At 42.1% G+C, this 26,316-nt stretch carries 25 protein-coding genes, 1 tRNA gene and 1 riboswitch; of the genes, 13 read left to right on the top strand and 13 right to left on the bottom strand.

Translation table 11 applies throughout. The annotated features are described in order from the left end of the window. Positions 1-60 precede the first annotated feature (60 nt). The 5 genes from ABD960_RS08560 (at position 61) to ABD960_RS08540 (ending at position 7,373) form a co-directional block, all read left to right on the top strand. Positions 61-552 carry a YajQ family cyclic di-GMP-binding protein gene (locus ABD960_RS08560; RefSeq protein ID WP_345330608.1) on the top strand — a complete coding sequence of 164 codons (492 nt, stop codon included), beginning with the start codon at positions 61-63 and terminating at the stop codon, positions 550-552. Positions 553-942: 390 nt separating this feature from the next. After that, a complete protein-coding gene (locus ABD960_RS08555) occupies positions 943-4,107 on the top strand; it encodes a SusC/RagA family TonB-linked outer membrane protein (protein ID WP_345330607.1) in 3,165 nt (1,054 codons plus the stop codon). Positions 4,108-4,121: 14 nt separating this feature from the next. Further along, positions 4,122-5,648, top strand: a complete 1,527-nt coding sequence (locus ABD960_RS08550; RefSeq protein ID WP_345330605.1) for a RagB/SusD family nutrient uptake outer membrane protein — start codon at positions 4,122-4,124, stop codon at positions 5,646-5,648. Between the two features lie 23 nt (positions 5,649-5,671). Then, on the top strand, positions 5,672-6,361 hold the full coding sequence (locus ABD960_RS08545; protein WP_345330604.1) for a hypothetical protein: 690 nt from the start codon (positions 5,672-5,674) through the stop codon (positions 6,359-6,361). Between the two features lie 28 nt (positions 6,362-6,389). Continuing rightward, positions 6,390-7,373, top strand: coding sequence for a hypothetical protein (locus ABD960_RS08540; RefSeq protein ID WP_345330603.1), 984 nt, complete (start codon positions 6,390-6,392; stop codon positions 7,371-7,373). A gap of 99 nt (positions 7,374-7,472) precedes the next feature. Here ABD960_RS08540 and ABD960_RS08535 read toward each other — a convergent pair whose 3' ends face one another. The 5 genes from ABD960_RS08535 to ABD960_RS08515 all read right to left on the bottom strand — a co-directional run bounded on the left by ABD960_RS08535 (position 7,473) and on the right by ABD960_RS08515 (position 13,527). After that, positions 7,473-9,308, bottom strand: a complete 1,836-nt coding sequence (locus ABD960_RS08535; protein ID WP_345330602.1) for a DUF885 family protein — start codon at positions 9,306-9,308, stop codon at positions 7,473-7,475. Positions 9,309-9,312: 4 nt separating this feature from the next. Continuing rightward, positions 9,313-10,215 (bottom strand): AraC family transcriptional regulator, encoded by a 903-nt coding sequence (locus ABD960_RS08530; RefSeq protein ID WP_345330601.1) that lies wholly within the window; start codon positions 10,213-10,215, stop codon positions 9,313-9,315. 712 nt (positions 10,216-10,927) lie between these two features. Continuing rightward, positions 10,928-10,998 (bottom strand) — tRNA-Cys (locus ABD960_RS08525). 12 nt (positions 10,999-11,010) lie between these two features. Further along, the gene (locus ABD960_RS08520; RefSeq protein WP_345330600.1) at positions 11,011-12,147 is read right to left on the bottom strand and encodes a cysteine desulfurase family protein; all 1,137 of its coding nucleotides are present in this window, start codon (positions 12,145-12,147) and stop codon (positions 11,011-11,013) included. Between the two features lie 66 nt (positions 12,148-12,213). Continuing rightward, positions 12,214-12,318: riboswitch (SAM riboswitch) on the bottom strand. Positions 12,319-12,408: 90 nt separating this feature from the next. Next, entirely contained in the window at positions 12,409-13,527 is a 1,119-nt protein-coding gene (locus ABD960_RS08515) for an SMP-30/gluconolactonase/LRE family protein (protein WP_345330599.1), read from the bottom strand. A gap of 190 nt (positions 13,528-13,717) precedes the next feature. On the opposite strand from ABD960_RS08515, the gene ABD960_RS08510 reads away from it, so the two are divergent. Together ABD960_RS08510 and ABD960_RS08505 are read left to right on the top strand one after the other, a co-directional pair. Continuing rightward, positions 13,718-15,112: an arginine decarboxylase gene (locus ABD960_RS08510; RefSeq protein ID WP_345330598.1), complete on the top strand. Its 1,395-nt coding sequence runs from the start codon at positions 13,718-13,720 to the stop codon at positions 15,110-15,112. Between the two features lie 190 nt (positions 15,113-15,302). Next, positions 15,303-16,190, top strand: a complete 888-nt coding sequence (locus ABD960_RS08505) for a bestrophin family protein (protein ID WP_345330597.1) — start codon at positions 15,303-15,305, stop codon at positions 16,188-16,190. Positions 16,191-16,246: 56 nt separating this feature from the next. Here the strand turns inward: ABD960_RS08505 and ABD960_RS08500 are convergent, their stop codons facing one another. Continuing rightward, entirely contained in the window at positions 16,247-16,465 is a 219-nt protein-coding gene (locus tag ABD960_RS08500) for a hypothetical protein (protein WP_345330596.1), read from the bottom strand. Positions 16,466-16,642: 177 nt separating this feature from the next. Between ABD960_RS08500 and ABD960_RS08495 the strand changes: the two genes are divergently transcribed. Genes ABD960_RS08495 through ABD960_RS08480 form a run of 4 tightly spaced genes read left to right on the top strand, consistent with a single transcriptional unit; the run spans position 16,643 to position 19,640 of the window. Then, positions 16,643-17,128, top strand: a complete 486-nt coding sequence (locus ABD960_RS08495; RefSeq protein ID WP_345330595.1) for a PaaI family thioesterase — start codon at positions 16,643-16,645, stop codon at positions 17,126-17,128. Continuing rightward, entirely contained in the window at positions 17,125-17,601 is a 477-nt protein-coding gene (locus ABD960_RS08490; RefSeq protein WP_345330594.1) for a GNAT family N-acetyltransferase, read from the top strand. The genes ABD960_RS08495 and ABD960_RS08490 overlap by 4 nt, the downstream gene beginning before the upstream one ends. Further along, a complete protein-coding gene (locus tag ABD960_RS08485; protein WP_345330593.1) occupies positions 17,598-18,221 on the top strand; it encodes an AlbA family DNA-binding domain-containing protein in 624 nt (207 codons plus the stop codon). Before ABD960_RS08490 ends, ABD960_RS08485 begins: the two co-directional genes overlap by 4 nt. 60 nt (positions 18,222-18,281) lie before the next feature. Continuing rightward, positions 18,282-19,640 (top strand): MATE family efflux transporter, encoded by a 1,359-nt coding sequence (locus tag ABD960_RS08480; protein WP_345330592.1) that lies wholly within the window; start codon positions 18,282-18,284, stop codon positions 19,638-19,640. Between the two features lies 1 nt (position 19,641). Here ABD960_RS08480 and ABD960_RS08475 read toward each other — a convergent pair whose 3' ends face one another. The 6 genes from ABD960_RS08475 to ABD960_RS08450 are packed head-to-tail and all read right to left on the bottom strand — an operon-like array spanning position 19,642 to position 24,459. Beyond that, on the bottom strand, positions 19,642-20,544 hold the full coding sequence (locus ABD960_RS08475; RefSeq protein ID WP_345330591.1) for a histone deacetylase family protein: 903 nt from the start codon (positions 20,542-20,544) through the stop codon (positions 19,642-19,644). 5 nt (positions 20,545-20,549) lie between these two features. Next, a complete protein-coding gene (locus ABD960_RS08470; RefSeq protein WP_345330590.1) occupies positions 20,550-21,407 on the bottom strand; it encodes a bestrophin family protein in 858 nt (285 codons plus the stop codon). Positions 21,408-21,413: 6 nt separating this feature from the next. Then, entirely contained in the window at positions 21,414-22,700 is a 1,287-nt protein-coding gene (gene kynU / locus ABD960_RS08465) for a kynureninase (RefSeq protein WP_345330589.1), read from the bottom strand. 36 nt (positions 22,701-22,736) lie between these two features. Further along, a complete protein-coding gene (locus tag ABD960_RS08460) occupies positions 22,737-23,339 on the bottom strand; it encodes a DNA-3-methyladenine glycosylase (protein ID WP_345330588.1) in 603 nt (200 codons plus the stop codon). Next, on the bottom strand, positions 23,339-23,983 hold the full coding sequence (locus tag ABD960_RS08455) for an alpha/beta hydrolase (RefSeq protein WP_345330587.1): 645 nt from the start codon (positions 23,981-23,983) through the stop codon (positions 23,339-23,341). The genes ABD960_RS08460 and ABD960_RS08455 overlap by 1 nt, the downstream gene beginning before the upstream one ends. After that, on the bottom strand, positions 23,983-24,459 hold the full coding sequence (locus tag ABD960_RS08450; protein ID WP_345330586.1) for a GAF domain-containing protein: 477 nt from the start codon (positions 24,457-24,459) through the stop codon (positions 23,983-23,985). Before ABD960_RS08450 ends, ABD960_RS08455 begins: the two co-directional genes overlap by 1 nt. Positions 24,460-24,531: 72 nt before the next feature. Here ABD960_RS08450 and ABD960_RS08445 point away from each other — a divergent pair, with 72 nt between their 5' ends. Then, the gene (locus tag ABD960_RS08445) at positions 24,532-25,236 is read left to right on the top strand and encodes a DUF3291 domain-containing protein (RefSeq protein ID WP_345330585.1); all 705 of its coding nucleotides are present in this window, start codon (positions 24,532-24,534) and stop codon (positions 25,234-25,236) included. Further along, positions 25,237-25,485: a hypothetical protein gene (locus ABD960_RS08440; protein WP_345330584.1), complete on the top strand. Its 249-nt coding sequence runs from the start codon at positions 25,237-25,239 to the stop codon at positions 25,483-25,485. 75 nt (positions 25,486-25,560) lie between these two features. Here ABD960_RS08440 and ABD960_RS08435 read toward each other — a convergent pair whose 3' ends face one another. Further along, positions 25,561-26,250 carry an SIR2 family NAD-dependent protein deacylase gene (locus ABD960_RS08435; protein WP_345330583.1) on the bottom strand — a complete coding sequence of 230 codons (690 nt, stop codon included), beginning with the start codon at positions 26,248-26,250 and terminating at the stop codon, positions 25,561-25,563. Between the last annotated feature and the right edge of the window lie 66 nt (positions 26,251-26,316).

The following is a 26,316-nucleotide window of genomic DNA, read 5'->3' as shown; positions in this document are numbered from 1 at the left end:
CGTTTTTATAACCGTTAACTTGTCTTTTTGTGCTACTTTTGTCACTTAAACACTACCAATATGCCATCATTTGATATTGTAAGCAAGATAGACGGACAAACGCTTGATAACGCTATTAACAACGCTAAAAAAGAAATTTTGAACAGATACGATTTTAACGACTCAAAAAGTACTGTCGAACTGGATAAAAAAAACAATGAGATAACCATAGTTACTGAGAATGACATGCGCCTTAAGGCGATAACTGATTCCATTATAACCCGCATGACTAAACAAGGGCTTGATGCTAACGCGCTTGACTTTGGTAAAGAGCATTACGCAGCCGGCAACATGATTCGCAAAGAAATTAAAGTTAAAGAAGGTATCGATAAAGAGGCCGCAAAGAAAATTGTAAAGGCAATTAAGGACAGCGGCCTTAAAGTGCAAGCCTCCATAATGGATGATCAGGTGCGCGTGCAGGGAAAAAAGATCGACGATTTACAGGCCGTTATAAGCCTTTGCCGCGGAAATGATTTCGGTCAGCCGTTGCAGTATATCAACATGCGCAATTAAAATTTTACCGTTTTCTATGCCCGCTCGTATTAACTGCAAGCGGGCTTTTTTATTATCGTAATTCTCTTTCAGGGGCATTTACTAATGAAAAGCAACAAGAATGTTACAGAATTGGTAAAAAATCTTGTATTATTGATAAAACGATATAATAAAACATTATCACTGTCATAAATATTAATCATAAATAGATAATTCGTTTTATCATCATTCATGTAAAATATTGTTTTACCGACCGTTAATTTTTGCCATATTTTCAATCAACAAACTTATATAATAACAAAATGGTTAAGATTTAGCCATGTTAAGATAATATCATAAACAAAATTGGGGCATTGTAAAGATAGTTTTGAGATAATTATTAAAAACTATTAACACTGCAACAATTAATTTATGACCAAAAGATTTACTTTTTTAAAAGCCGTCTTAGTTGTTTGCTGCCTACTTTACCTGCTGGTTCCGTACAGCGCGCAAGCGCAAACGGTAGTTACTGGTACAGTGGTCGATAAAGACAATCTTCCGGTGCCAGGCGCAACCGTAAGGGAAAAAGGCGGTACTGCTACAACATCAACCAACCCTAAGGGAGAGTTCTCGTTAAAAGCATCCACATCGAAACCTGTTTTAATCGTTACGTTCGTTGGTTTTTTAACTGCCGAAATTGAAGCAGGCAGCAAACCAAATTTAACCATTTCATTAAAAGACAATCCGCAGCAGTTAAGTGAGGTTGTATTAATTGGTTATCAAAAAATTACCCGTAAAAAATCAACCGCGGCGGTTTCCAGCTTGTCGGCAAAAGAGATTGCTAATTTACCGGCTGCGAGTTTTGACCAGTTATTGCAAGGCCGTTTATCAGGTGTAAACGTGCAAAACTTCTCAGGTGCGCCGGGCGCTACGCCAACCGTATCCGTACGTGGTAACTCATTAGTGAGCCGTGGTTACAACGAATACAATGTAGTAAACAGCCCGCTTTACGTGGTTGATAACGTACCTCAACCTACTGAAGATTATGTAGGCCCTGGCACCGGTACCGGCGCTAACTATTTAGCCGGCATTAACCCAAATGATATTGAAAGTATTGATGTGTTAAAGGACGCATCAGCAGCCGCAATATACGGCTCACGCGCGGCAAACGGTGTTATCCTGATCACTACCAAAAAAGGTTTATCTGGCGATCCTAAAGTAACGCTTAACAGTTATTACGGTTTAACGCAACGTCCGCAGTTGCGCGATGTCACCCTCGGCGCCGAAGAACGTCGCCAAAAAATGCAGATACTAAATCAACAGTTGAATTACGACCAAAAGCAACAACTTCCGTTTATGCTTACGGATAGCTTAAATGAAGCTTTTAATGGTAATAACGACTGGCAGGACCTTTTTTACCAAACCGGTAAAATCTCAAACGTTGACCTCGGCTTAAGCGGCGGCGGTGCAGGTAATATGGTCTATCGCTTTAGCGGTGGCCATTATAACGAGGAAGGTATAATTAAAGCCACCGGTTTTAAGCGTTATACCGGCAGGTTAAACCTAACCGCGCACGCGCTTAACAATAAGCTGACGATTAACCCTTTAATTGCCTATTCACGTTCAGACAGGGCACGCGGTAACGGCGACAACTCCAGCCCGATCAGTCTGGGTGCCGGCAACATGCCTTCATCTTTATTTAATTTATCGCCAGATAAAAAAGAGTATTATTTAGGTGCTTATCAGTCAAACCTGGATAAGAACATCAGCAACCAGCTTACGTTTAACCTGAATCTCGCGCTTGAGATAAATAAACATCTAACGCTAACCTCACAATCATCATTCCTGCAAACCAACGCCAGGCGTGATTTGAGCCGGAGCAGTTTACTGCAAAACGGTCAGGGTAATTACTCTTATAGTTATGCCGATGCCGGTATGCAGATAAATACCTCAAACTTTTTCACTTACAACAATTCATTTGGTAAGCATAACGTAAGTGGTGTGGCCGGCCAGGATATATTGTATAACACTTTTCAAACCACTACCGCTTCCGGTTTTAACGGACCTTCAGATAATATACAAACCGTTAGAGGCTTCCAGCAATCAAAAATCGGCGCAGGGTCGGATTACCAGGCTTACGGGTTACTTTCATACTACGGCCGCGCCAGTTATGATTATGATAGCCGCTACCTGTTATCAGTAAGTGCCCGTACAGACGGTTCATCACGCTTTGGTAAAAACCACAAGTGGGGTTTCTTTCCCGCCGCGTCTGTTGGTTGGTTAATCTCTGAAGAGTCGTTTATGAAGGACAATGAAAACAATCCCTTCACTTTGTTAAAGCTACGCGGTAGTATTGGTACATCGGGTAGTTTACCTACCAATAACTACTTGCAATATAATTTGTATAACGTTAATAACGGTGGTTTTGAAGGTAATGGCGGCGCAACATCATACAATGGTGTTACCGCTATTACACCAAACTTTTATGATGGTGCTGCACAAAACAGCTTAAGCTGGGAGCGTTCAAAACAATGGAATATTGGTACCGATATTGAAATCAAGAATGGTAAATATGCAGTATCGTTAGACGTGTATAACAAAGAGTCTTCCCTGCAATTATTCAGTGTTGACTTGCCGGTTACTACTGGATATGACCTTGCACTTACCAACGCAATTGGTGTGCGTAACTCAGGTGTCGATCTGACTATTTCTGCCAATCCTTTAGAAGGCAACTTCAGATGGTATACCCGCTTAAACGTTACCTACAACAAAAACAAGATTATGAACCTGCCGAACGGCAACCGAGATTTGGTAATGAGTGGCGACAGGTTTGATAAATCGCACATACTATCGGTAGGCTCTCCTATTAATGCGTTCTACCTGTATCAAACACTTGGTGTGTTCCCTACAATTGAAAGCATTCCTGCTAACCCTTACACCGGCGAGCGTTACCGTAACAGCAACGGCACTTACAACCCGGGCGACTTTTATCTGGCTGACCTTGATGGCGACTATTTTGTAGATGTATTTAACGATGGTATCAACCCGGATAAAACGCCAATCGGTGATCCGAATCCGCGCTACGTAGGCGGCTGGAGCAATGATTTTAATTACAAAAGTTTCTCGTTAAATATCTTCTCTACGTTTACCTTTAAAAGGGACGTGCTAAACCTTTTTGAATCTGACCGTTTTTCAAACTCTACTGATGGCGATCCGATTAACAGGTTCGCTTACTACTCAACCCCTGACTTTAGCAAGCTGAATATTTGGAGAATGCCGGGAGACAACGCGCAGTACGCTAAATATGACATAGGTACTTACAGATATTATTATACAGGCGCTCAAACCTTCTTCCTTGAAAAAGGCGGCTATTTCCGTATTAAAAGCGTAAGGCTTAGCTATGATTTCAACCCAACTATTTTGAAAAGACTCGGACTGGGAAGATTAAGAGTTTACGGCATCATGGATAACGTAAAAATGTTCCAGCAATCAAAACGCTTACCTGATGCTGAAGCAGTTAACCCCTACGGCGAATATAATGGTGCAGGCTACCCAATACCTAAAAAGTACACTTTAGGCCTTGATATTCAATTTTAATAACGCATAAAATCATGATAAGAAAGATATACAAAGTAATATGTGTGATAGGTTGCGTGGCGGCTTTATCAACATTCAGTTCATGTAAAAAATTGCTTGAACAAACGCCAAAAAACTCTACTTACTTTGACGTTTACTGGAAAACAGCTCAGGATGCTAACAATGCGATAGCCGGCAATTACGCCTTGCTGCGTAATGCTATGAGCAACAAGTACAACCGGTATTATATGTATGGCGATGCCGTTGCCAAAAACTATTTCACTATACAATACGGCGGCGATGGTATAGAAGGCATACAAGGTGGTGACTTTACCTTTCAATACAACCTTAACTCATTAGCTAACTACACGCTTTATTTCAAATCGGTAGCGATGTCAAACATCATACTGAAGAACGTAAGCAAGATGACGGATGCGCAATTAAAGGATGCTGATGACCCGGAACAATTCAGAAACAAAATATTAGGCCAGGCTTATTTTTTACGCGCCTTGAGTTATTTTATGATGGTAAGGGTTTGGGGAGACGTACCGGTAGTAACTGAAGCTTACGATGACCCGATAAACGCGCCACAACTGGCCCGCAGCCCTAAAGCCGAAGTAATGAAGCTGATTGAGGATGATTGCCATAAAGCAGCGCCTTTGTTAAGCTGGAGTTACGCAAATGTTGGCGATGCAAAGGTAACCGCTAACCGCGGATCGGTATACGCTTTACTTACACATCTTTACCTCTGGAGAGCTACTATGCTTGATGTAAGCACCGCTACGCCAAACATGGCGGATGTAAACAGTGCCGATACGACTATTAACGCGATAGTTGCCAAAGGCGGTTACAGGCTGGTTGATACCGCAAATTACAAAAGCATATTCGTAGGCCGCTCGTCAGAAGGTATCTTCGAAATTAATGTAAGCGAGAATACGTTGGAAGGCTCAAACAGCTCGATCGGTATGTTCTTCTTGAATTCATCATATATCAACAACGGTACAAATAACCCGCGTATGTTTGTTACGCCTGTTTATCTTCGTAACCATTTTCAGGATTCAGATACTACCGACGTTCGTTTTAAAAAGAACTTCGCACTTACTACATCTGAAAGGCCAATGTGCATTAAATATGCTAATGTTATTTACCGTAACGCCGGCCAGCAGCTTGATCCTTACCTGAGCAACAATATGGTTGTTTTTAGATTGAGTGACATTAACCTGTTAAAAGCAGAAATAGCGCTATATAAAAACAATGTAAGCACTGCCATTAATATTATTAACGATTCGAGAAAACGCCATAATGCTAACCCAACAATGCTTGCAAATGATTTAACGAAGGATGAAGTGATGGATGAATACATAGTAGAACGTGGCCGGGAGCTATACCTCGAAGGCCATTTATTTTATGATTTACTGCGCACACGCAAATATGGTAATGTAGTTGATTGGCTAACAGATCAAAGGTTTCAGCTGGAAGGCTTTTACTTCCCGGTTGACCCGGCCCTGTTCAGACAAAATCCGAAGCTTAAACAAACTACTTATTGGTTAGGCAAAGTATAACATTAAACGTAATGAATTTAGTTATGAAAAAATATATAGGATCAATTGTATGCGCAGCCGTTATTTTGCTGAGCGCATGTAAAAAAGATGACTATAAAAACGACGGTGGTCCAAGCAACCCTTATGTGGATATGACCACTTACGATTTTTTAAAGTCGAAACCGCAGTTCGATTCGCTGGTTAAAATAATTGACCATGCCGGGCTAAAAGACGCTGTTAATAGTGATGTTACTTTTTTCGCTACGACTAACTACAGCATTACTGGTTACGTAACTGCCAAAAAAAACCAGAAAGCTGTTGAGACAGGCAACGAAAACTTTGAGTTTGGAATAGATGATATACCTACAAAAGAACTTGCGGATTCCATGAAAACCTACATGTTTAAGGGTAAGATCAATCGAGATGTAATCACGGTGTCAGGTAAAATTTATCCCACTTTATTAACGACGCCACCAGCCGGTGTAAGTTATCTAATAAAGTTTAGGCGTGCCTTTGATTACAGTCAGTTTGTGGATTACGTTGACTATGTGAGCTATGTAAAAGTAGTTGGTACCCGTGACGACAGGGAGCCGGAACCGGATAAAATACCGGAAAGCCAAAAAGACAGATCAATAGACTGCCAAACATCAGGCATTATTACTAAGACCGGTATAGTACACGTGATTGATGGCAGGCACCGCTTGTTCTTTAACGCACAACCATTAGGAAATTAATCATAAACAGATCAATAATTTAAAGGACATGAAAAAAGTTATATTGGGTTTGTTTATCATAGCAAGTGCTGTAGCTTGCAAAAAGATTGACAACGGTTTTCAAAGCGATTACATCCGCTATAAGGACAATAATATTTACGCCAAACGCGGGCTTATCCTATTTCAATCAGACAGGATAAACGCCGATGGCTCTACCCCGCCATACAAATACAAAATGTTGAATTTGCGCAATGTGGACGGTAGTCCGCTGCCAAAGGAGTTTAATACCGAGTACGAGATAACATTATTTAAGCCCGGTCTGTCATTCAACGCGGAAACAGATACAACAATAGAGCTGTTGAATATGAAGCGCGAAACGGTAAAAAGGCTGCCTATGGAATTTAACGAAACCAGCGGCCAGCTTACTTTCAACAGGGCTTCAGCTAACCTGCCATTAGGAAAGTACGTTTACGATGTACAAATGACCAATCCTACCGGTACCAAGCTTTATCCGTCATTGGCTACCATAAACGTGGTTGATCCAACTACAGATGATTTGTTTACGATAACGGATAACGTATCTAACGCGTTTCATGACGTAACGGGCGCGGTAACTCCAATGAAAAACCCGCAGATCACCTGCACCAAAATATCGAATGAAGGTGCCAGGGCGATATTGAAAATGGTAGACAAAAATGGCAAACCGTTTAACCCTAAAACTGGTGAAATTATTAAGCGTGGCGACAGGCCAGTATTTGAAAATTATGCCAAGTTTAACCCGGTTACGCTTACAGATACGGCGATGATATGTGATTTTGTAATAGCGCCATTCCCGCTTACCAAATACATAACGCCTACTACAGATTGGGGTTTCCTGATGTACTACCGTATACCAAGCCAGTTTGTAAACATCGACGGTTTCCCGTCATCATTGGGTACATTCTCCGTAAATCCACGCTGGTCATGGCAGTTAAAGCTTGAGGGTACTTACGTAATTCAGGTTAAATTTACAGATGTAACCAAAAAGAATTAATATCCCCGAATTAATTTAATAAAACGGCCCGTGTATTGAGCACGGGCCGTTTTTGTTATTAGGCTAATAAAAATGCCTCGTTTATTTGACTAAGCACGATTATTTAAGTTTGTAAAAGCGCCAGCTGGTTTCAAAACCAGCTGTTAAAGGTTGCTTGGTAAGTATAGCCCTGAGCATTTCAACAGGTATCAGATTTTCTTTTATTGCCGCGTCATGAAACTGCTTATAGGTCATTTTACCGCTATCAACCATTTCGCGTTTTAAGGCCATGTACTGTAAACCGCCTAATAAATAAGCTACCTGATAGAGCGGGCTATATCCACCTTCGAATGATCTTCTCACCTCTCCTGTGGCATTAGCGCGCTCATGCCCTACGCGGTCAACCAAAAAGTCAATACATTGCTGCGGTGTCCAGCGGTTAAGGTGGTAGCTCATGGAGAAAATAATGCGCGCGCAGCGGTGCATCCGCCAAAACAGCATACCTACACGTTCTTCAGGCTTTTGTGCAAACCCCTGATCCCAAAGCAGCATTTCCCAATACAAAGCCCAGCCCTCAACAGAAAAAGGTGTCGAAAATTCGTGCCTGTATGGCTTGTACCTGCTGTTCATAAAGTATTGCAGGTTATGGCCTGGTATTAACTCATGTTGAACAGTACCACGTGAAAAGTAAGGGTTGTTGCCGCGCATACTCATTAACCTATCATCATAAGCCATGCTGTTTGTTGGATAGGATATACTGATCTCTTTGCCGCCGGTGAAGAACGGATTTACCAACTGCCGTTTGGGAGACATCATGACCATGCCCCAGGTTTCCTCAGCCAAAGGCGGTACGGTGATCAGGTCGCGGGCTTTGATAAAGTCAATAGCGTCATTATACAATTTAACGATCAGTTCAGGTTGATGGCCTAATGGCACATAGCTGTTCTTTACTTTCTCCAGGGCTTTTTTCCAATCATCGCCAAAACCCATCTCGCGTGATGCCTTGAGCATTTCTTTATCGCACCAGGCAAACTCTTTGTTGGCCAGTTCAATAAGTTCTTCAGGCGTGTACGGAATAAATTCTTCGTTAAGTTGAGCTATCAGTGCGTCGCGACCGATGGGTTTACCTTTTATGCCACTTCCATCGTCTTTTTGAATGGTGTTAATCGTTCCTTTTGATGTGGCAACCTCTGAGAAACTGTTTAACTGGCCGCTGATTTTTTTAAATGGCAAAGGTACCCACCAGGTAAAAGCCGGGTCGTACGTGTTATAAAAATCAAAGAAACTTTTTAAACGGGCTTTTAAAGCCGATGCCGCATCGCTCAGTGTATTGGCTAACGGCTTATCTAAACTTTTAACGTTGTTCAGCTTTGCCGAATCAGCAGCTATTTTTGCTGAAAGCCGGTCGAACACCTTAGCAATTTCTTCCCCATTAACATATTCGCCACGCCGGCGTTTTTTTTCAAGCAGGTAAATATCATCTGCAAAACTCAGGTACATCATTACCTGATTGTACCTGGCGTTTTCGTCTGTAAGGCTTTTTACATGTTTCGCGATCTCCTTTTTTAGCATCAGGTAATCGGCCTGGCCATAAATACTTAAGCTTTTAAAATCTGTTTTTTTCAGATCAGCAAGGTAAGCGCTATCTATTTGCATCAAACGGCGGCGTTGCTCAGGCGAGTTAAGTACGTAAACTTTGTATTGGTATTCACTCCGCTCGTTTACCTCATAAGGCAGATAAAAGTCGCGTACGGCGTCAATGTCCTGCTCATATTGAATTATTGGCCCGGCAAGTTCGCTTGATTGATCGAAAAGTATGCCGGGTGGCTGGCTTTGCCCATGGGCATTACCAGCCAATGCCAGTAATACCCATAAAGCGATATGCGCTTTGCCTTCTTTATTCAAGTATTTTTTATACTTACGTATAAGTGTGCGTTTGCGTAAAGGTTTATCCATGTAATTAACTTGCGGCACGGTTTAAGCTAATCATGTTGTTATTATAAGCGTCCAGGTAGCCACGTGGGGAATTACCGATGATGCATTTAAATACACGGTTAAAATTGGTTATACTTTTAAAACCGCATTTGTAGGCGATGATATTGATATTCTCAAAGCGTTGCGAGATCAATTTTTTGCAGGCTTCATTTATCCTGATCTCATTTAAAAATGATACGAATGTATGGCCTGTATGTTTCTTAAAGTACCTGCAGAACGACTCAGGCGTCATGTAAGCTATCTTGGCAACATCTTCAAGTGTAAGTGATTCGGCGTAATGCTGAATAATATAATTATATATTTTACCAATACGGATACCCTCGATATCGGTAATTCCTGGCAGGCTCCCATATGTTGATAATGGCTCAAGTTTAGTTTTAATGCCATTCATACACTTCATCAGGTTGAAAAATTCAACCAATTGGTCCTGTCCTGATGTACGCTGTAATGACGACATGATCTGCGAGATATCATTCACCAGGTAATGCGGAAACTTAAAACCCTGCTGATATTGTTGCAGTAAAACCGTATAATTCTTCATTTCAGGCAAAGCAAACAATGGAGCCAGGGTACCTTCCGGATTAAAAAACACGGTTAATGCTTCAATCTGCTTTCCGTTATCAGCATTAAAATACTCCGGGTTGCTCTTGAACACATGCGGCAGGTTAGCACCTATAAAGAACACATCTCCGGCCGAATAATCATGCATGTTATTACCGGCAATAAGAGTTCCCTCTCCTTTCTGTATCCAGGTAAGCTGCACTTCTTTATGACGATGCAGATAGGGATAATGGTGTTGCTGACAAACCTTGTCGACTACCACACTCTTGTCGTATGGCATTGGGATGGTGAATTGCAGTACTTTCATGGTTCAAAATCAATTAATAGGGATTGTTAGTGAACAATTTACAGTTAATTAACATTCAATTGCAATATTTAACATGATGTGGGTAAGATTTGGTAAAGAGTGGTTAAAATAATGCTAGATCAATCCTTCTCTATCCTAATTATATAGTGCTAAACCCTGCTTCCGTAAAATAATTGCTTGTTTAAACCGGTAACTGCGTTATTAACAGAAAGTGCTAAAACAAAAAAAAGCACCCCATCGCGGCGGTGCTTCTTTTTTAACTTACTGATCGTACTATAAACCCGAAATGATTATAATACTTATTCTATTTGACAAAATGTATTAACTCACGTTAACACATAAACAAACATAGCAAGACTAAATACCATTCTATACCAGATATTTACCTGCTTATAAGCAGATATTATCACAAGTTAGTTACAAAGTAATATATAGGGCCGAGTAATTATAACAGCCGGTTTATTTACCGGCTGTTATAATTGATAGTATAACCGCGGCAGCCATAATGGTGCCTACGCCCAATAAGAATGTAATGTTTCTGGAGCCATACGGATACTTCACAAATTTCCTTTTCCTCTTTTGGCAATGCATTTTAGTAGATATTATTTATACCTGCAAACGAGTTTTATAAAATTTTGTTTACGGTTTTAGATTTTTTAACAATTGTTTAATTGTATGAAAATATTGCCCGTAAGCCCGTTGGCTATTATTGACGTCGCGGGCAGATTCGAACTGCCGTATAAGGTTTTGCAGACCCCCACCTCACCACTCGGTCACGCGACTATTTAATTAAGATCAGGCAGCAACTGCGTTTAATAATGCTGACAGAACGCTTAATGTCCGGTCAACTTCATCAGCAGCATTATATTTACTGAACGAAAACCTGATGGTTTGCCGGTTGCCTTCAGCGCCTATAGCCTCCAGCACATGCGAGGCGTGGCCCGTTGTACATGCGCTGCCACCTGAAACCGAGATGTTGTTAGCGTCCAGGTAATTCATCAGGAAACCTTGAGCCAGTTCCGCGGGGAAACTTGCACTCAAAACAGTGTACAAACTTTTGCTTGCTATGGCCGAGTTTCCGTTGAAAGATACGCCGGGTACAGCTTCTTTAAGTCCGTTTATCAACCTGTTTTTAAGTGCCTGAAGATGTGCGCCGTGATGATTAATGTGTGCGTAAGCTATCTCAAGGGCTTTGGCTAAACCGGCTATTCCTGCCACATTCTCAGTACCTGCACGCAGTTTACGTTCCTGCGAACCACCGTGAATCATTTTGTGAAGATCAACCCCCTCTCGGCAGTATAAAAAGCCAATCCCCTTTGGCCCGTGAAATTTATGTGCCGATGCTACAATGAAATGTGCACCCAGTTTTTTCACATCGTGGCTATAGTGCCCCATGGTTTGCACAGTATCGGTATGAAAAATAGCCTTGTGTCTACAACATTGCTCAGAAATTAGCTCGATATTATTGATGTTTCCGATCTCATTATTGGCATGCATGATAGAAACCAATGCTTTGCCCTTGCTTTTAAGTAGGGCTTCCAAATGGTCATGGTCAATGTCACCGCGTTCGTCAACGTTAACAAAGCTCAATTTTATTTCATTTGCGGCCTGTAAGGCTTTTAATGTATTGAGCACTGCATGATGCTCTAAAGGCGAGGTAATAACGTGCCTGATGTTTTGCAGGCGAATGCCGGATAAAAGCGCGGTATTATCAGCCTCGGTACCACCGCTGGTGAAAATAATTTCGGAAGGTTTGGCATTAATTAAACCGGCTATTGTTGCTCTTGATTCTTCCACAATCTGCCTGGCAACACGGCCATGCTGGTGCGCCGAAGAGGGATTGCCAAAATGATCTAAAAGATACGGGGTGATGTGATTGAATACGTCACTGTCAATACGGGTTGTTGCTGCGTTATCAAAGTAGATGCTCATGTTCATTATCGTTTTTAATTTCATTAATTAACTTATCCACGACATGAGTTTTTTTTAAAACGCTATCTCTTATCTATCCCGGCATATTACCGGGCAGGAATTAGCACCTTATACCAAGTACAGGTTGCTAAGACGTCATAGGGCCTTTCCCTCCGTCTTTCTGGATAAGTATGTAAAAGAACTATAATGCAAACATACATATAAAATCCATAAGTCCTATAGATTTTATATTTTTTTAAATATTTATTGTGATGAGACCAGTTATGGCAGTTTCACCTTGTACACGGTGTAAGGAAGCTCAGTGTTATTTTGACCATTGTTCCACTGCGGGTCGCGGTTCAGCTGCGCGCATGAGAAATATAGAAATCCATCACTTCCAATGCCCATCGAGTCTGGCCAAATAATCCGCGAATCCTGCACGAGCGTGTTTAGCTTACCATCCGGTGTAATGTATTTAATAGCATAGTCTGTAGAAGTTGTTAAAAAAATATTTCCCTTTTTATCGGCTTCCAAACCATGCGTTATACCCACAATGCCAACATCCTGCACATGCGATGCCAATGCTTCAGCATTAAGTTTGGCATCAGCTAAATAACGGGTTTCGATGCGGTATAAATGCAGTTGATTAATGGCTTTAAAATATAAATATTTATTATCTCTCGTTATTGCGATGCCGTTAATATTTGAGCGGAAAGGCTTGCCGTCTTTATCCCTCATTTCAACACCTTCATAACTCAATACCACACTGGTATCAGCTACGGTAAATGGTTGCTGTTTTAAAACTGTGCGTGTTTTACCGCTTACCAGGTCGAGTATCACGATGGCCGCCTGCCCGGGGTCTGAGAGGTATCCCAAACCCTTTTCCGTGTCAATCCGGATATCGTTTAGCCCCGACCGTGCCTTGTCCAGATCGTCAAAAGTGTAAACCTTGTCGACCGTATTGGTTTTCAGGTTAATCTTAACCAGCTTAAAATAACCTTGTGCAGGCATACCGCCATCGTTACCAAATATTGACCCGCCGGATGAAGGCTTGGAGTCAAGCACCCAAAGTTTGTCATCAGTATCAATATATAAATCCTGCACATTAACGAAGTGTTGCTTCGGATCGCCTATATTGCTGTTCCATGTATCGTCCGGAAAAGGCACTTCCCTGCCGTTCCTAATCTCTACCAATCCGTATTTGTAACTCGCGCCGCGGTTTGGGAACGAAACAAACAACCGGTTGGTTGATGATACCTTTACGCCTATTGGCCGCCTGTCGCCAAAAGTAGCAACAGGTACTAATTTTTCGCTACGGTATTTAGGCGATTGCCCCAATGCATTACTGTTAAGTATTAAGCTTAAGGCGAATATTGAGAGTGTAATTTTTGTTACCGTCATAACCTAACAATCATATTATGATAGCAGAATGTTTCAATAAAGTTTAAATAATGGCTTTTAGGATTTAAATGATATTGATTATCAGTGAAATATCTATATGCAATTATAAATTACATTCAGTACATAAATTGCATCAACATTTTCAAAAAAATACCGTTTAAAAATTACATTTTTGCCAAAATTTTAAAGCATGCAAAGTTACCAGGAATTTCTTGACCTAAGCGTGGGCTTTCCGCAAGAGGGTTTTGAGATAATTGAAGATGAATTGTACTTTCACGATCTGAACCTGATGGAGATGATTGAAACGTATGGTACTCCCCTGCGTTTCACCTATTTGCCCATCATATCAAAAAAGGTTCAGCAAGCTAAATTGCTGTTTCAGCAGGCTATCATTAAAAACAATTATCGCGGCACCTATAAATATTGCTATTGTACAAAAAGCTCACACTTTAAACATATAGTTGAGGAAGCGTTAAAGAACGATATCCACCTGGAGACTTCTTCGGCGTTTGATATGCCGATGATTGACGCGCTCGAGAAAAAAGGAACAGTAACCAAGGATATCACGGTAATTTGCAACGGCTTTAAAACGTACCAGTACAAGCAATATATTGTTGATATGCTGCATGATGGCTTTAAAAACATCATCCCGGTGTTAGACAATAAAGAGGAGTTTAATATTTACGATGACGAAATAGAACTCGACGAGCCTTGTAACCTCGGCATCCGGATAGCATCAGAAGAGCAGCCGAACTCACAGTTCTATACATCACGTTTGGGTGTACGTATGGAAGATGTGATAGATTTTTATCATTCTAAGATAGAAAAGAACCCTAATTTCAAGGTAAAACTGCTGCACTTCTTTATCAATTCGGGTATATCTGACACGCCGTATTACTGGAACGAGCTGGAAAAATACGTTACCTTATATTGCAAATTCAAAAAGGTAAACCCTGACCTGGATACCTTGGATATCGGCGGCGGTATGCCGTTTAAGGATTCGCTGGTATTTGATTTTGATTACGAATACATGATCAACGAGATTGTAAGCCGTATTAAAGAAATCTGCGCAATACATGACACGATTGAACCTGATATCATTACCGAATTTGGTAAATATACTGTTGCCGAAGCTTCGGGAATATTATACAAAGTAATTGGCCGCAAGCAGCAAAACGACCGTGAAAAGTGGTTGATGCTTGATGGTTCATTCATCACTAACCTGCCGGATGTTTGGGCGCTTAATCAAAAATACATCCTGTTGCCTGTTAATAACTGGGATGCGGAGTATGATCGGGTCAACCTGGGCGGTATTACCTGCGACGGGCAGGATTATTATAACCAGGAAGCGCACATGAACAGCGTATACATGCCTAAAACCCGTAAGGTACAATACCTGGGCTTTTTTAACACCGGGGCTTACCAGGAGGTATTGAGTGGTTATGGTGGTATTCATCACTGTTTGCTGCCATCGCCAAAACATGTTATCATCAGGCGTAACCGTGACGAAACTTTCAATTTTGAGGTGTTTGGCGAAGAGCAAAACAGCAAGCAGGTATTAAAAATACTTGGCTACACGGCCTAAGCATAGATATTTTTTTATACAAGGAGCATATAACTATGCTCCTTTTTTTGTGTCGTTCATTCTGATATATGCGTAACCTTGCAAAAAAGTATAGCGGTTTGTTTTAACATCAAACTTTCCTGTTGAATTGACGTTTAGCTATGGCTTTGTACTGAAAGATGCCGGAGCAAGTAATCAAGATCATTAATTTATGTTAGTAGCTAATAAGATTTCAGTTGTATATTTTTTAAAGTTAATTAAGTGGGACATTTTCGGCATATTTCTTTACGCCTGCCTGGTAGGAATGCTGGATTATTATACCTTTTTTAAAGATCTAACAATACCTTTAAGCGTATCAGCCTTGGTCGCTACGCTATTATCCTTACTGCTTGCTTTTCGTACGGCACAATCATACGAACGCTGGTGGGAAGCCCGTATAATTTGGGGGGCTGTTGTAAACGATAGCCGCACGCTTATCAGGCAATTACTACAATTTTTGCCTAATGATGACAAAAAGATAGCTTATGTGCAAAGCTTCGCAATCAGGCAATCCATATGGTGTTATTCTCTTGCCGAAACGCTGCGTAAATGTCCGGCTACTGAAAAGGTAGAGCAGTATATTCAAAAAGTTGGGGCTGATAGTGATAACCGGCCTAACCTGCTCCTGTCAAAACATGCGGCAGAACTGGCTGAACTAAGCGAACATTACCATCTGAACAATAACAAACAAGTACAGTTGGATAGCACGCTGCAACGTTTAACCGACTCAATGGGCAGATGCGAGCGAATCAAGAACACGATTTTCCCCAGGTCTTACAGTATACTCATACATTTTTTAATATACGTATTGACAACAATTTTCCCTTTCGGTCTCGACGATCACCATTGGGCGGTTGAGATTTGCCTGGCAACGCTTGTACCGGTGTTGTTTATTGCCATTGAGCGCACAGCCATATTGATGCAGGATCCATTTGAGAATAAACCAACGGATACGCCAATGACCGCTATTTCAAAAACTATTGAACGCAATTTGATGGAGATGGCCGATTTGCCAAAACCACAACAGGCAGCTCCGGCTGATACATTTTATTTGATGTAAACAATTTGATAGTTATGTAAACAAAAAATCCCGGACTCAATACCGGGATTTTTTATTTACATTTTCGATGTAGTGTCTTTCTGCGCATTATCAGCCGGTACAGGGGCCGATGCCGTGTCGGTTACCGGTGTTGCCTGCGATGTATCAGTTACAGCGGTAGTTGAATCGGCGGCGCTGGTGTCAGAACCTGTTGCTTCGCCCTGTGAATAACAGCCCGTGGCTAAAACGCCGACGACAGCTGCGGCTGCTATAAAATTTACAAATTGCTTTTTCATGATATGTATTAACGTTTTTATTAAGTATTAATTAATATACGTAACGTATGGCTCAGCCGTTTGTTTAAACAACACCTGTAAATCGTTGCGTATAGGTTTATATTGTGCAGAGAAAATTTAAATCTTGAAAAAAAATCTGAAGATAGTTTACCATCATAATGCTATATTTAATGCATTATGGTTGTAAGCGAAAACACCCTTAAATGGGCTATGCGTTTTTACCCTCCCCTCCTTTTTCAGCGTATTTGGGTACAAAAGGTTGAGCCTGGTTATACGGGAGTTACCGTAGTCGTGCATAACAGCATATTCAATAGAAATTACAACCGGTCAATTTTCGGCGGTACATTGTTCGCCGCTGCCGATCCCTTTTATCCGGTGCTTTTACACCAATTGTTCAGCCATAAAGGTTACAATGTTATAGCCTGGCTCAAATCATCAGCCATACAATATTTAAAACCGGCCCGAACAAAGTTACGGTTCGGTATTACATTTTCAGATAATGATATTAATGCGATAGAACATAGCCTGAGCCACACCGGCAAACATGTAGCGCACTATCCGGTTGAGATGTATGACGAGGCCGGCGAACTATGTGTTACTATCAGCAACGAGGTTTACCTTCGTAATCTCGACTTCGTATTACAAAAGGAGGCCACGAAATGAGCACCATTATGAACGATGCATTTTTTGTGAACAAAGGGTTCCTGCTCTCGACAAATAAGAACCTGATCGATATTAAAGCGGTTCATAACTATTTAAGTACTGAATCATACTGGGCTAAAGGTATGCCTTATGCAAAGCTGCAAACCGCGATTGAAAACTCAATGTGCTTCGGTGTGTACATCAATAATACACAAGCCGGTTTTGCGCGGGTAGTAACAGATAAAGCCACATTTGCTTACCTGTGCGATGTTTTCATATTACCGCAACATCGCGGTATTGGCTTATCTAAATGGTTGGTGCAATCTATATTAAATCATGCTGATTTGCAGGGTTTGCGCAGATGGTCCCTGGCAACTGCCGATGCACATGGCTTGTATGAGCAGTTTGGCTTTTCGGTATTGACCAACCCCGAACGTTGGATGGGCATTTACAACCCATATTCTATCAGCAATAAAGACGAGGAAGTGAAATGAACATAAAAAGATTGATTTTTGAAGGTGAAGGCGTTTCTCTCGACTTTAAGAAAACCATTACCCGTTACGAAAAGATAGCCAAAACAATGGTATCATTCGCCAATAACAAAGGCGGCAAACTGCTGGTTGGTGTAGCAGACAACGGGGCGATAACAGGTGTAAAATCCGAAGAAGAAGAAAAATACATGCTTACCAAAGCGGCGCACTTTTACTGCAGGCCGGCTATTGAACCTGTTTTTGAGGAAGTGTATGTAGATGATAAGATCGTTCTGGTAGCGGAGATTCCACCAAGCGACGAAAAGCCTCATTACGCACTCGCCGAAGATGGCAAATGGTGGGTATACATCCGTGTGAAGGATAAAAGCGTACTCGCGAGTAAGATTGTGGTAGACGTTTTAAAACGATCTAATGACGAGCAGGGTGTGCTTATTGAGTATTCGTCAAAAGAAAAAGCATTATTGGAATATTTGGAGAAAATGGGCCGTATTACCGTGAAACAGTTTTGCACGTTGCTCAATATTGGCAGGCGCCGGGCGCAACGCATACTGGTTGACCTGGTGCTGTCAGGCGTGATACTGGTGCATACCACCGAGAAAGAAGAATTTTACACTGCTGCGTAACGAATAGCATAACCGCTACGTATTTGTTATTTTTGCCGGCCGCTTTTCGGCCCTTTCGTTATGAAACAGATCTACGCTAAATTTAAACCGCATTATCAGGACACGCTTAAGCTCGCTATACCCATTGTAATTTCGCAGGTGGGGCACGTGGCCACGCATTTAGCAGATAGTATAGTAGTCGGGCACTTTGTAGGCACTGTGGCTTTGGCGGCTGTATCGTTGGTTGGCAGCATCTTTATTATCCCGATGCTAATCGGTATCGGGATATCCTATGGTATAACACCGTTAATATCACAGGAGAACGGCCGCGGAAACTATGAAGAATGCGGTCGTTTATTATCGAACAGCCTGATCATTAATATAATTACCGGGTTCGTACTTTTTACGGTGATGTACTTCGGTTCGGTATACGTGCTCGACCACTTGAACCAGGCGCCTGCAGTTGTTGAGCAGGCCAAGCCGTTTTTTGTGATTCTTGGCTTTTCGATCATCCCGTTAATGATCTTCAGTACATTCAAGCAATTTGCCGAAGGTTTAGGTTTTACCAAACAGGCCATGCAGATATCTATTTGGGGAAATGTGCTGAACATTGTACTTGGCTTAACTTTCGTAAAAGGATTATTCGGCATTGAGCCCATGGGTATTCGCGGCGTAGGCTATAGCACATTGATTGACAGAAGCCTAATGGCTGTAGTGATGGCTATTTATGTACTTAGAGCGCCGCGCTTTAAACAGTATTTAAAAAGCTTTGTGTTTACTCACATTGACCGGGTTCGGAGCGCGAGGATATTGAAAATAGGTATACCTGTTTCGATGCAGAGTACATTTGAAGTAAGCGCGTTTGGCGGGGCTAACATTCTGATAGGTACTATAGGCGCGGTTGAGCAGGCGGCGCACCAGGTGGCTATAAACATGGCGGCCATCACATTTATGGTGGCCACCGGTATATCTTCGGCAGCGGCTATTAAATCAGGAAATAACACGGGCGCAGGTAATTACAACCAGTTGCGTTTATCAGCCTTATCAAGCTATCATATCGTGTTGCTGTTTATGGCCTTTACAGCTGTTTTATTTGTAGTGGCTAACCCCTGGCTGCCATGGATAGTTACCAACGATACTAATGTGATCGCCATCGCATCGAAACTGCTTCTGTTAGCGGCAGTATTCCAGGTGTTTGATGGCGCGCAGGTTGTGGGCTTAGGAATTTTGCGTGGCATGGGCGATGTAAACATACCTACTATAATTACCCTGATCGCATATTGGGTAATCGGTTTGCCGGTTGGTTATCTGATGGGTATACAGCTTGGTTTAGGCGCCGGCGGAGTTTGGGTTGGATTGGTTTGCGGACTGGGTGCAGCGGCAATTATGCTTTATTTCAGGTTCAATAAATTAAGTAAGCGGCTGGTATTAACTGATTAATTTAAAAGTAGATATCATCTGCTATGCGATAGGTATTACAGTGCGCTTCAACAATGTCACGTATATCGGTTGAGTAGCCGCCGCCCATGCTTATCTGAACTGGTATTCCACGCTGATGACACTGATTGAGCACGAAGCGGTCGCGCTGGGCGCAGCCCTCACGCGTCATTGCTAATCTGCCTAATTTATCTGTGGCTAATATATCAACTCCTGAGAGATAAAATATAAAGTCAGGTGTACAACCGTCAATGATTCGCGGCAGAGTATCTTCAAGGATGGCTAAAAATTCTTCATCGCCAGTGCCGTCGGCCAATGGAATATCACGGTCTGAATATTCCTTACGGTATGGGAAATTATTAGCGCCGTGCATCGAAAATGTAAAAACCCTGTCTTCTTTTTCGAATATCTGGGCTGTACCATTACCTTGATGAACATCTAAATCAATAATTAAGATAGATTTAGCTAAATCATCATTTAATAAATAGTTACTTGCTATAGCTTGGTCATTCAATAAACAAAATCCTTCGCCCCAATTACTTCCGGCATGGTGCGTTCCACCAGCAATGTTAAAAGCAATGCCGTTTTGCATCGCATAATGGCAACCATCAATTGTGCCTTGCGCAATACGGATTTCCCTTTCGATCAACTTAGCAGAAAGCGGAAAGCCTGTACGTCTCACTTCTTTGGGCGGCAAGGTGAGATCGCGCAGGTGATGCCAGTATTCCCGCTCATGCGTAAGTAAAATAAGATCCTCAGGGCATTCCTTCGGCGAAAACAGATTTTCCTGGGTTATTAAACCCTCATGCAGTAGTTGACCGGGAATCAATTCGTACTTCAACATCGGAAACCGGTGCCCGGCCGGCAGCGGATGAATATAAACCGGGTCAAAGGCTATCTTTAACATCTTCGTTAATAAAATATTTCGCCTACGTGCAGCCTGATGTTGTCACTGATGGTTTGCAGCGGCAGATCGTTCGCATCCGTTCCAAACGGATTTTCTATCTCTTCGGCAATTAATTCAACGCTGGCAAAAACAAACAAAATGAAAGCTACAAAAGGCACCACATAATAGCTTAAGGTAAATGCCCAGGCAAAAGGCAACGTCATAATGTAAGTAAAGATAAACTTCTTGATAAAGACACTATACGAAAACGGAATGGGCGTTTTTTTTATACGTTCGCAAGCGCCGCAAATATCTGTAAAAGAGGTTAGCTCGGGGTTTAAGCTCAACAACTGCTCCTGGTTAATTAAACCTTGTTTGTTAAGTTCATAAATACGGCCGATAATAGCCGCAGCAATTTGATTCGGCACATGCTTGTTTGGGTTTATGCCGATAAAACTTTGCTCTTCCGGGTGATATTTATCCCGAAGGTGATGCATTAAAGCACGCGCATACAAAGGTATAGCGAAGTTGAAAAAAGCCACATCTTCCGGCTTATCCGTCAAATATTTCAACTTGATGGCCAGGTTACGGCTGTTGTTTACCAGGCTACCCCACAGCTTACGGCCTTCCCACCATCTGTCATAGGCCGAATTGATACGAAAAGCTAACAGAAGCGAAAAAAGAAACCCGATGGTTTGATGAATATAGCTGATTTTAACCAACGCGCTATCCGGTGTTACCCGGAATACTTCAGTCATCAAAAACTCAACTACAACGGCGTAAACCGCTACCGCAATAAGTAATGGAAACAATTCGCGCAATGTATCTGCCCGGTGAATGGTAAATATAAACCTGAACCATTCCTTAGGGTTATAGCTAATCATAAAATCCTAATTATCAATTAAGTTAACGGCTTCTTTTAACCCAACGTAAGCCAGGTAAACATCAGTAAAACTGTTATACAACGGTACCGGGCTAAGCCTGATCACATCAGGTTCGCGCCAATCGCCTATGATACCTTTACTCATCAGGTAGTTGAATATTTTTTTCGCCTTATAGCGGCAAATGATGGACAACTGACAGCCACGTTCTTCAGCATTAGCGGGCGTGATGATCCGGTAAATCTCCTTACCACACTCATTGTTAATGCTTTTTATCAGGTATTCAAAATACCCCGTCAGTTTAATGCTTTTCTCGTGTAGTACAGTTATGCCCCCGGCCTGCTTAAAAACATCCAGCGAAGCCTTATGGAGAGCCAGCAACATAACCGGACTGGTACTGACCTGCCAGCCTTCGGCACCAACAGCTGCGTCAAAGCCGGGTTGCATTAAAAAGCGTTTGTCTTCACGGTATCCCCACCAACCGGCAAAGCGCTTGAAGTTGGAGTTATGATGTTTTTGATGTACAAATATACCGCTGATGCCGCCCGGGCCCGAGTTCATGTATTTGTAAGAACACCAGCAGGCGAAGTCTACATTCCATTCGTGGAGCTGGACAGGCACGTTACCGGCCGCATGTGCAAGGTCAAAACCCGCGTAAGCGCCCGCTTTGTGTGCTACCTCGGTTATAGCTCGCATGTTAAACACCTGGCCGGTATAATAATTTATTCCGCCAAACAGCACCAAAGCAAGTTCATCTTTATGTGTCTCAATAGCGTCGATAATATCTTCAGTGCGCAGCGTATGCTCATTTTCTCGTGGCTTTAACTCAACAATTGCCTCCGCCGGATCAAGATCATAAAATTTAACCTGGCTTTCCACAGCGTATTGATCCGACGGAAACGCGCCGGCTTCCATCAGTATTTTAAACTTTTTAACCGTTGGATTATAGAAGCTTACCAACAATAAATGCAAATTTACTGTAAGTGAATTCATCACTGATACCTCACTGTTTTCAGCGCCTACAACCGGGGCAACAAGCGCTGCCACTTCGCGATGATATCCCAGCCATGGCTTATCGCCATCAAACCAACCTTCAACTGCTTTTTCCTGCCAGCTTTCAAGTTGCTCCTTCAGGTATTTTTCGGCAGCTTTAGGTTGTAATCCCAGGGAGTTACCGCAAAGGTATATTGCATCTTTGCCGTTGTGCTGTGGTATTAAAAATTGTTGCTTAAATGATGCCAATTGGTCGGCAGCGTCTGCCTGTGTTGCAAAATCAGCAGTTGTATTATAATTCATGCAAATCAATTATAGCAAAAAGAAGTTTAAAGTAGGTTATTTATTAGGTTTACTTACGTATGGGCATCCTTTTACATAAAACCGATAAGGCAAAAATGCATCATCTCCCGCATAAGCCACACCGATTCTTGGTCCGGCATATACCTCTTCATCGGTAAAATTCAGGCCCCTGTCTTCCAGCCATATTTCATCACCTGTAAGAAAAACACTGTTTAATTTACGATTTATGCCCAAAGCTTTAGCAACTGATCCGGGGCCGGCAGTAATATTCGGCTTAAGTACAGGCATGTTGCGCCTATCCTGCATAATATCAATACCGTCTGTAGGTACAATGGCGCGTATGAGTATAGCATGAGGCGTACCTTCGCTCGCGGTTACCACATTAAACATCTCATGTATGCCATAACACAGGTAAACGTAAGCGCGGCCACCCTCAGCAAACATGGTTTCTGTACGTGCTGTGCGGCGGTTACCAAATGCATGTGATGCCCTATCCACTACTCCGTTATAAGCCTCCGTTTCAACTATATATCCGCCGGTAAGTAAACCATCTACATAAGTAACTAAATACTTACCTAATAACCGGCGGCTTAGCTCTACCACATCATGGCTTGAATAAAAAGAGTGTGGTAACTTCATCAGTTAATTATTCCTTTCAATATCATATTTATCTCGGCGGCACGGTCGAATATCATTATATGTGTGCCATTTTCGATGATTTGAGCGCCAATAGCTTTGCGGCAGTTAAATACCTTGTCATTACTGCCGGTTATATGGTAAACATTATCAGGGATAATTGTGTTTTTCCAATCGAGTATCGCTCCCATAGCCCATTTGATAAATGCCGGCGACGTGTTTTTATACATATCTTCAAACAGATGCTGATCTTCAGGAAGCATACTGCCGAAAATGTATTTTACAAATAAGCGTGCCTTAACAAGCAAACTGGTAGGAATGTATTTGTAAAGCGGCACAGAACGGAAAAACGAGAAATATGCTGACGCTTCTTCGCTTGATTTAATGCTTGAGATCAATATGGTTTTAGCCATAGGTTGTAGCTTGGCTATTTCAATGGCTACCATGCCGCCCATGGAATTGCCGATAAGAATGGAATTTTGTTGTATTTTATAATAATCTATAAGCTTTTGCGCGTAAGTTGATAAAGCATCAGCCGGATCGGGTGCTATCCAGTTTACAAAAAAAACGTCGTGACCAGCCAAATCCAGATTTTTATAGATGCGGCAGTCGGCGCCTAAACCGGGAATTAAATAAATGCGACTCATTAAAATTTTATCAACCGGATGATCTGCTCTAAATATCGCGCGTCGGTATCATCAAATTCCGCAAGTTCCGCACTGTCAACATCAAGCACACCAACCACCTCGCCATCAGCGAATACCGGAACTACTATCTCTGATCGGGAAAGTGAACTGCAGGCAATATGCCCCGGGAAGGCCTCCACATCGGGCACAATCAAGGTTTTCTGTTGTTGCCAAGCCGAACCGCATACGCCCCTGCCCTTTGCAATGCGCGTACAAGCTACAGGTCCCTGAAACGGCCCCAGTACTAACTCGCCGTTTTTTACCAGGTAAAAACCAACCCAAAACCATTTAAACTGCTCCTTTAACGCGGCAGCTATATTAGCCAGATTAGCTACTAAATCGGTTTCGCCGTATATCAATGCCTCAATTTGCGGAATAAGGCTTTCATATTGTTGTTGTTTACTTGCGTTATCAATTATTTTTAAGTCATCAGCCATAGGGCAAATGTAAATAAGGATGGGCCAAAGTAAATAAGCAGATTATCATATTTAAAGTTTTAATTTAGCTGCATGATTGTTAGCCTGACCATTGTGCGCTACAAAAAAATATTTATTCCGATGGCGCTGTTTGCTATGGCCATCCACCGTTTACCTCTGCTTTTGAACCGCAGCTGCAAATTTTGGAAACTGTTAGGGACAGGCAAAAACGGCACCTTTGATCTTAACCCCGACTGGCGGCAATGGGGATTGTTAGCCGTATGGGATAATTTAGAAGATTTTAAGCAGTTTGAATCCTCATCGTTTATACAAAAGTGGTGGCGACAGTTTTGCGCTGAGCAATGGACGGTGTTGTGCGAACCGCTAATGAGCCACGGCAAATGGGATGGCCAAAATCCTTTCGCTACTGATAATGCAGTTGCCGAAACATATACAGGCCCGGTAGGCGTACTTACCCGGGCTACCATCAGATTTAAGCGCTTGAAAAACTTTTGGGCCGATGTAGCCGGTGTAGCGAGTTTAATGAAAGACGCTCCCGGCTACCTAACTTCTGTAGGTATTGGCGAAGCCCCGGTATACCGCCAGGCTACATTTTCGTTTTGGCAAAGTGAAGAACAAATGAAAGCCTTTGCTTACAAAAGCCGCGAACACGCAGAGGTAATTAAGAAAACAAGAAAAGAAAATTGGTATAGCGAAGAGCTTTTTGCGAGGTTTAAACCATTGGCAAGCTCCGGCACAATAAACGGAATTGATCCCTTGAAAAACATATTAAGCTAAATGAGAATTATAGCAGAACTCCCTCATCCGGAATTTAAGATTTCTATACTGAACATGAACAATAAGTTTATAGTTAAGGTAGAACAGGGCAGCCTTGAACAAAGTTACAAGATACCCGAGATGGATTTGACCGATGGCGTAAACAGCGTATTCGAGGTGCTGGATGAAGAATTTTTAAAGACTGTGGCATCGCGTTTCGCTGAAATGCGTAAGGATTTTAAAGACGCTTATTTCAGATATAATTATTAAAATTTGACTTTATTAAAACCTTATAAGATACTGATAAACAATTTTATATAAAACATGAATTTCATAAACAGAATTTTATTTGGCACTCAGAAGCAGCTCGTTTACTGCAGATACAACGCCTGTCGATGCTTTCTCTTCCACACGAATAACATTCTGAATGGTAACTTCCGGTATTTTTGGGTCGATAACATATTTAGGTGTTTCCGACGGGACGTAATCCACGAGTCCGGCCGCCGGGTAAACGGCTAACGAGGTACCAACCAAAATAAAAATGTCAGCCTGTGCGCATAGCCGGGCGGCGGGTTCTATCATCGGCACGTTCTCACCAAACCATACCACATGTGCCCGGAGCTGCGATCCGAGCTTGCACTTCTCTCCCATCTTAAGTTCCCACCCTTCTATCGGATATGTAAGATTTGGATTCAAACTACTTTGCGATCTTGTAATAATGCCATGCAGATGCATAACATTGCTTGAGCCAGCCCGCTCATGCAGATCATCGATATTTTGTGTAATGATAGTGACCTTGTATTTAGTCTCCAGCCGGGCTAAAGCAAAATGCGCGGCATTCGGCACGGCTTCAAGTACCGCTTTGCGCCGCATATTATAAAAATCCTGCACCAGCTCGGGGTTACGGCGCCATGCCTGTGGTGTGGCCACATCTTCAATGTTGTACCCTTCCCACAAGCCATCACTGTCTCTGAATGTTTTTAAGCCGCTTTCCGCACTGATTCCGGCGCCGGTAAGCACTACAATGTGTTTCATATTGTTCAAATATAACCCACTCGACATCTGAAGTCAAAAAATGGAGAACCTGTGCTGTTAACTAAA

This window comes from Mucilaginibacter defluvii (genome assembly GCF_039543225.1).
Classification (GTDB): domain Bacteria; phylum Bacteroidota; class Bacteroidia; order Sphingobacteriales; family Sphingobacteriaceae; genus Mucilaginibacter; species Mucilaginibacter defluvii.
The sequence above is the reverse complement of the archived record's forward strand: the minus strand, read 5'-3'. Positions and strand labels throughout refer to the sequence as shown.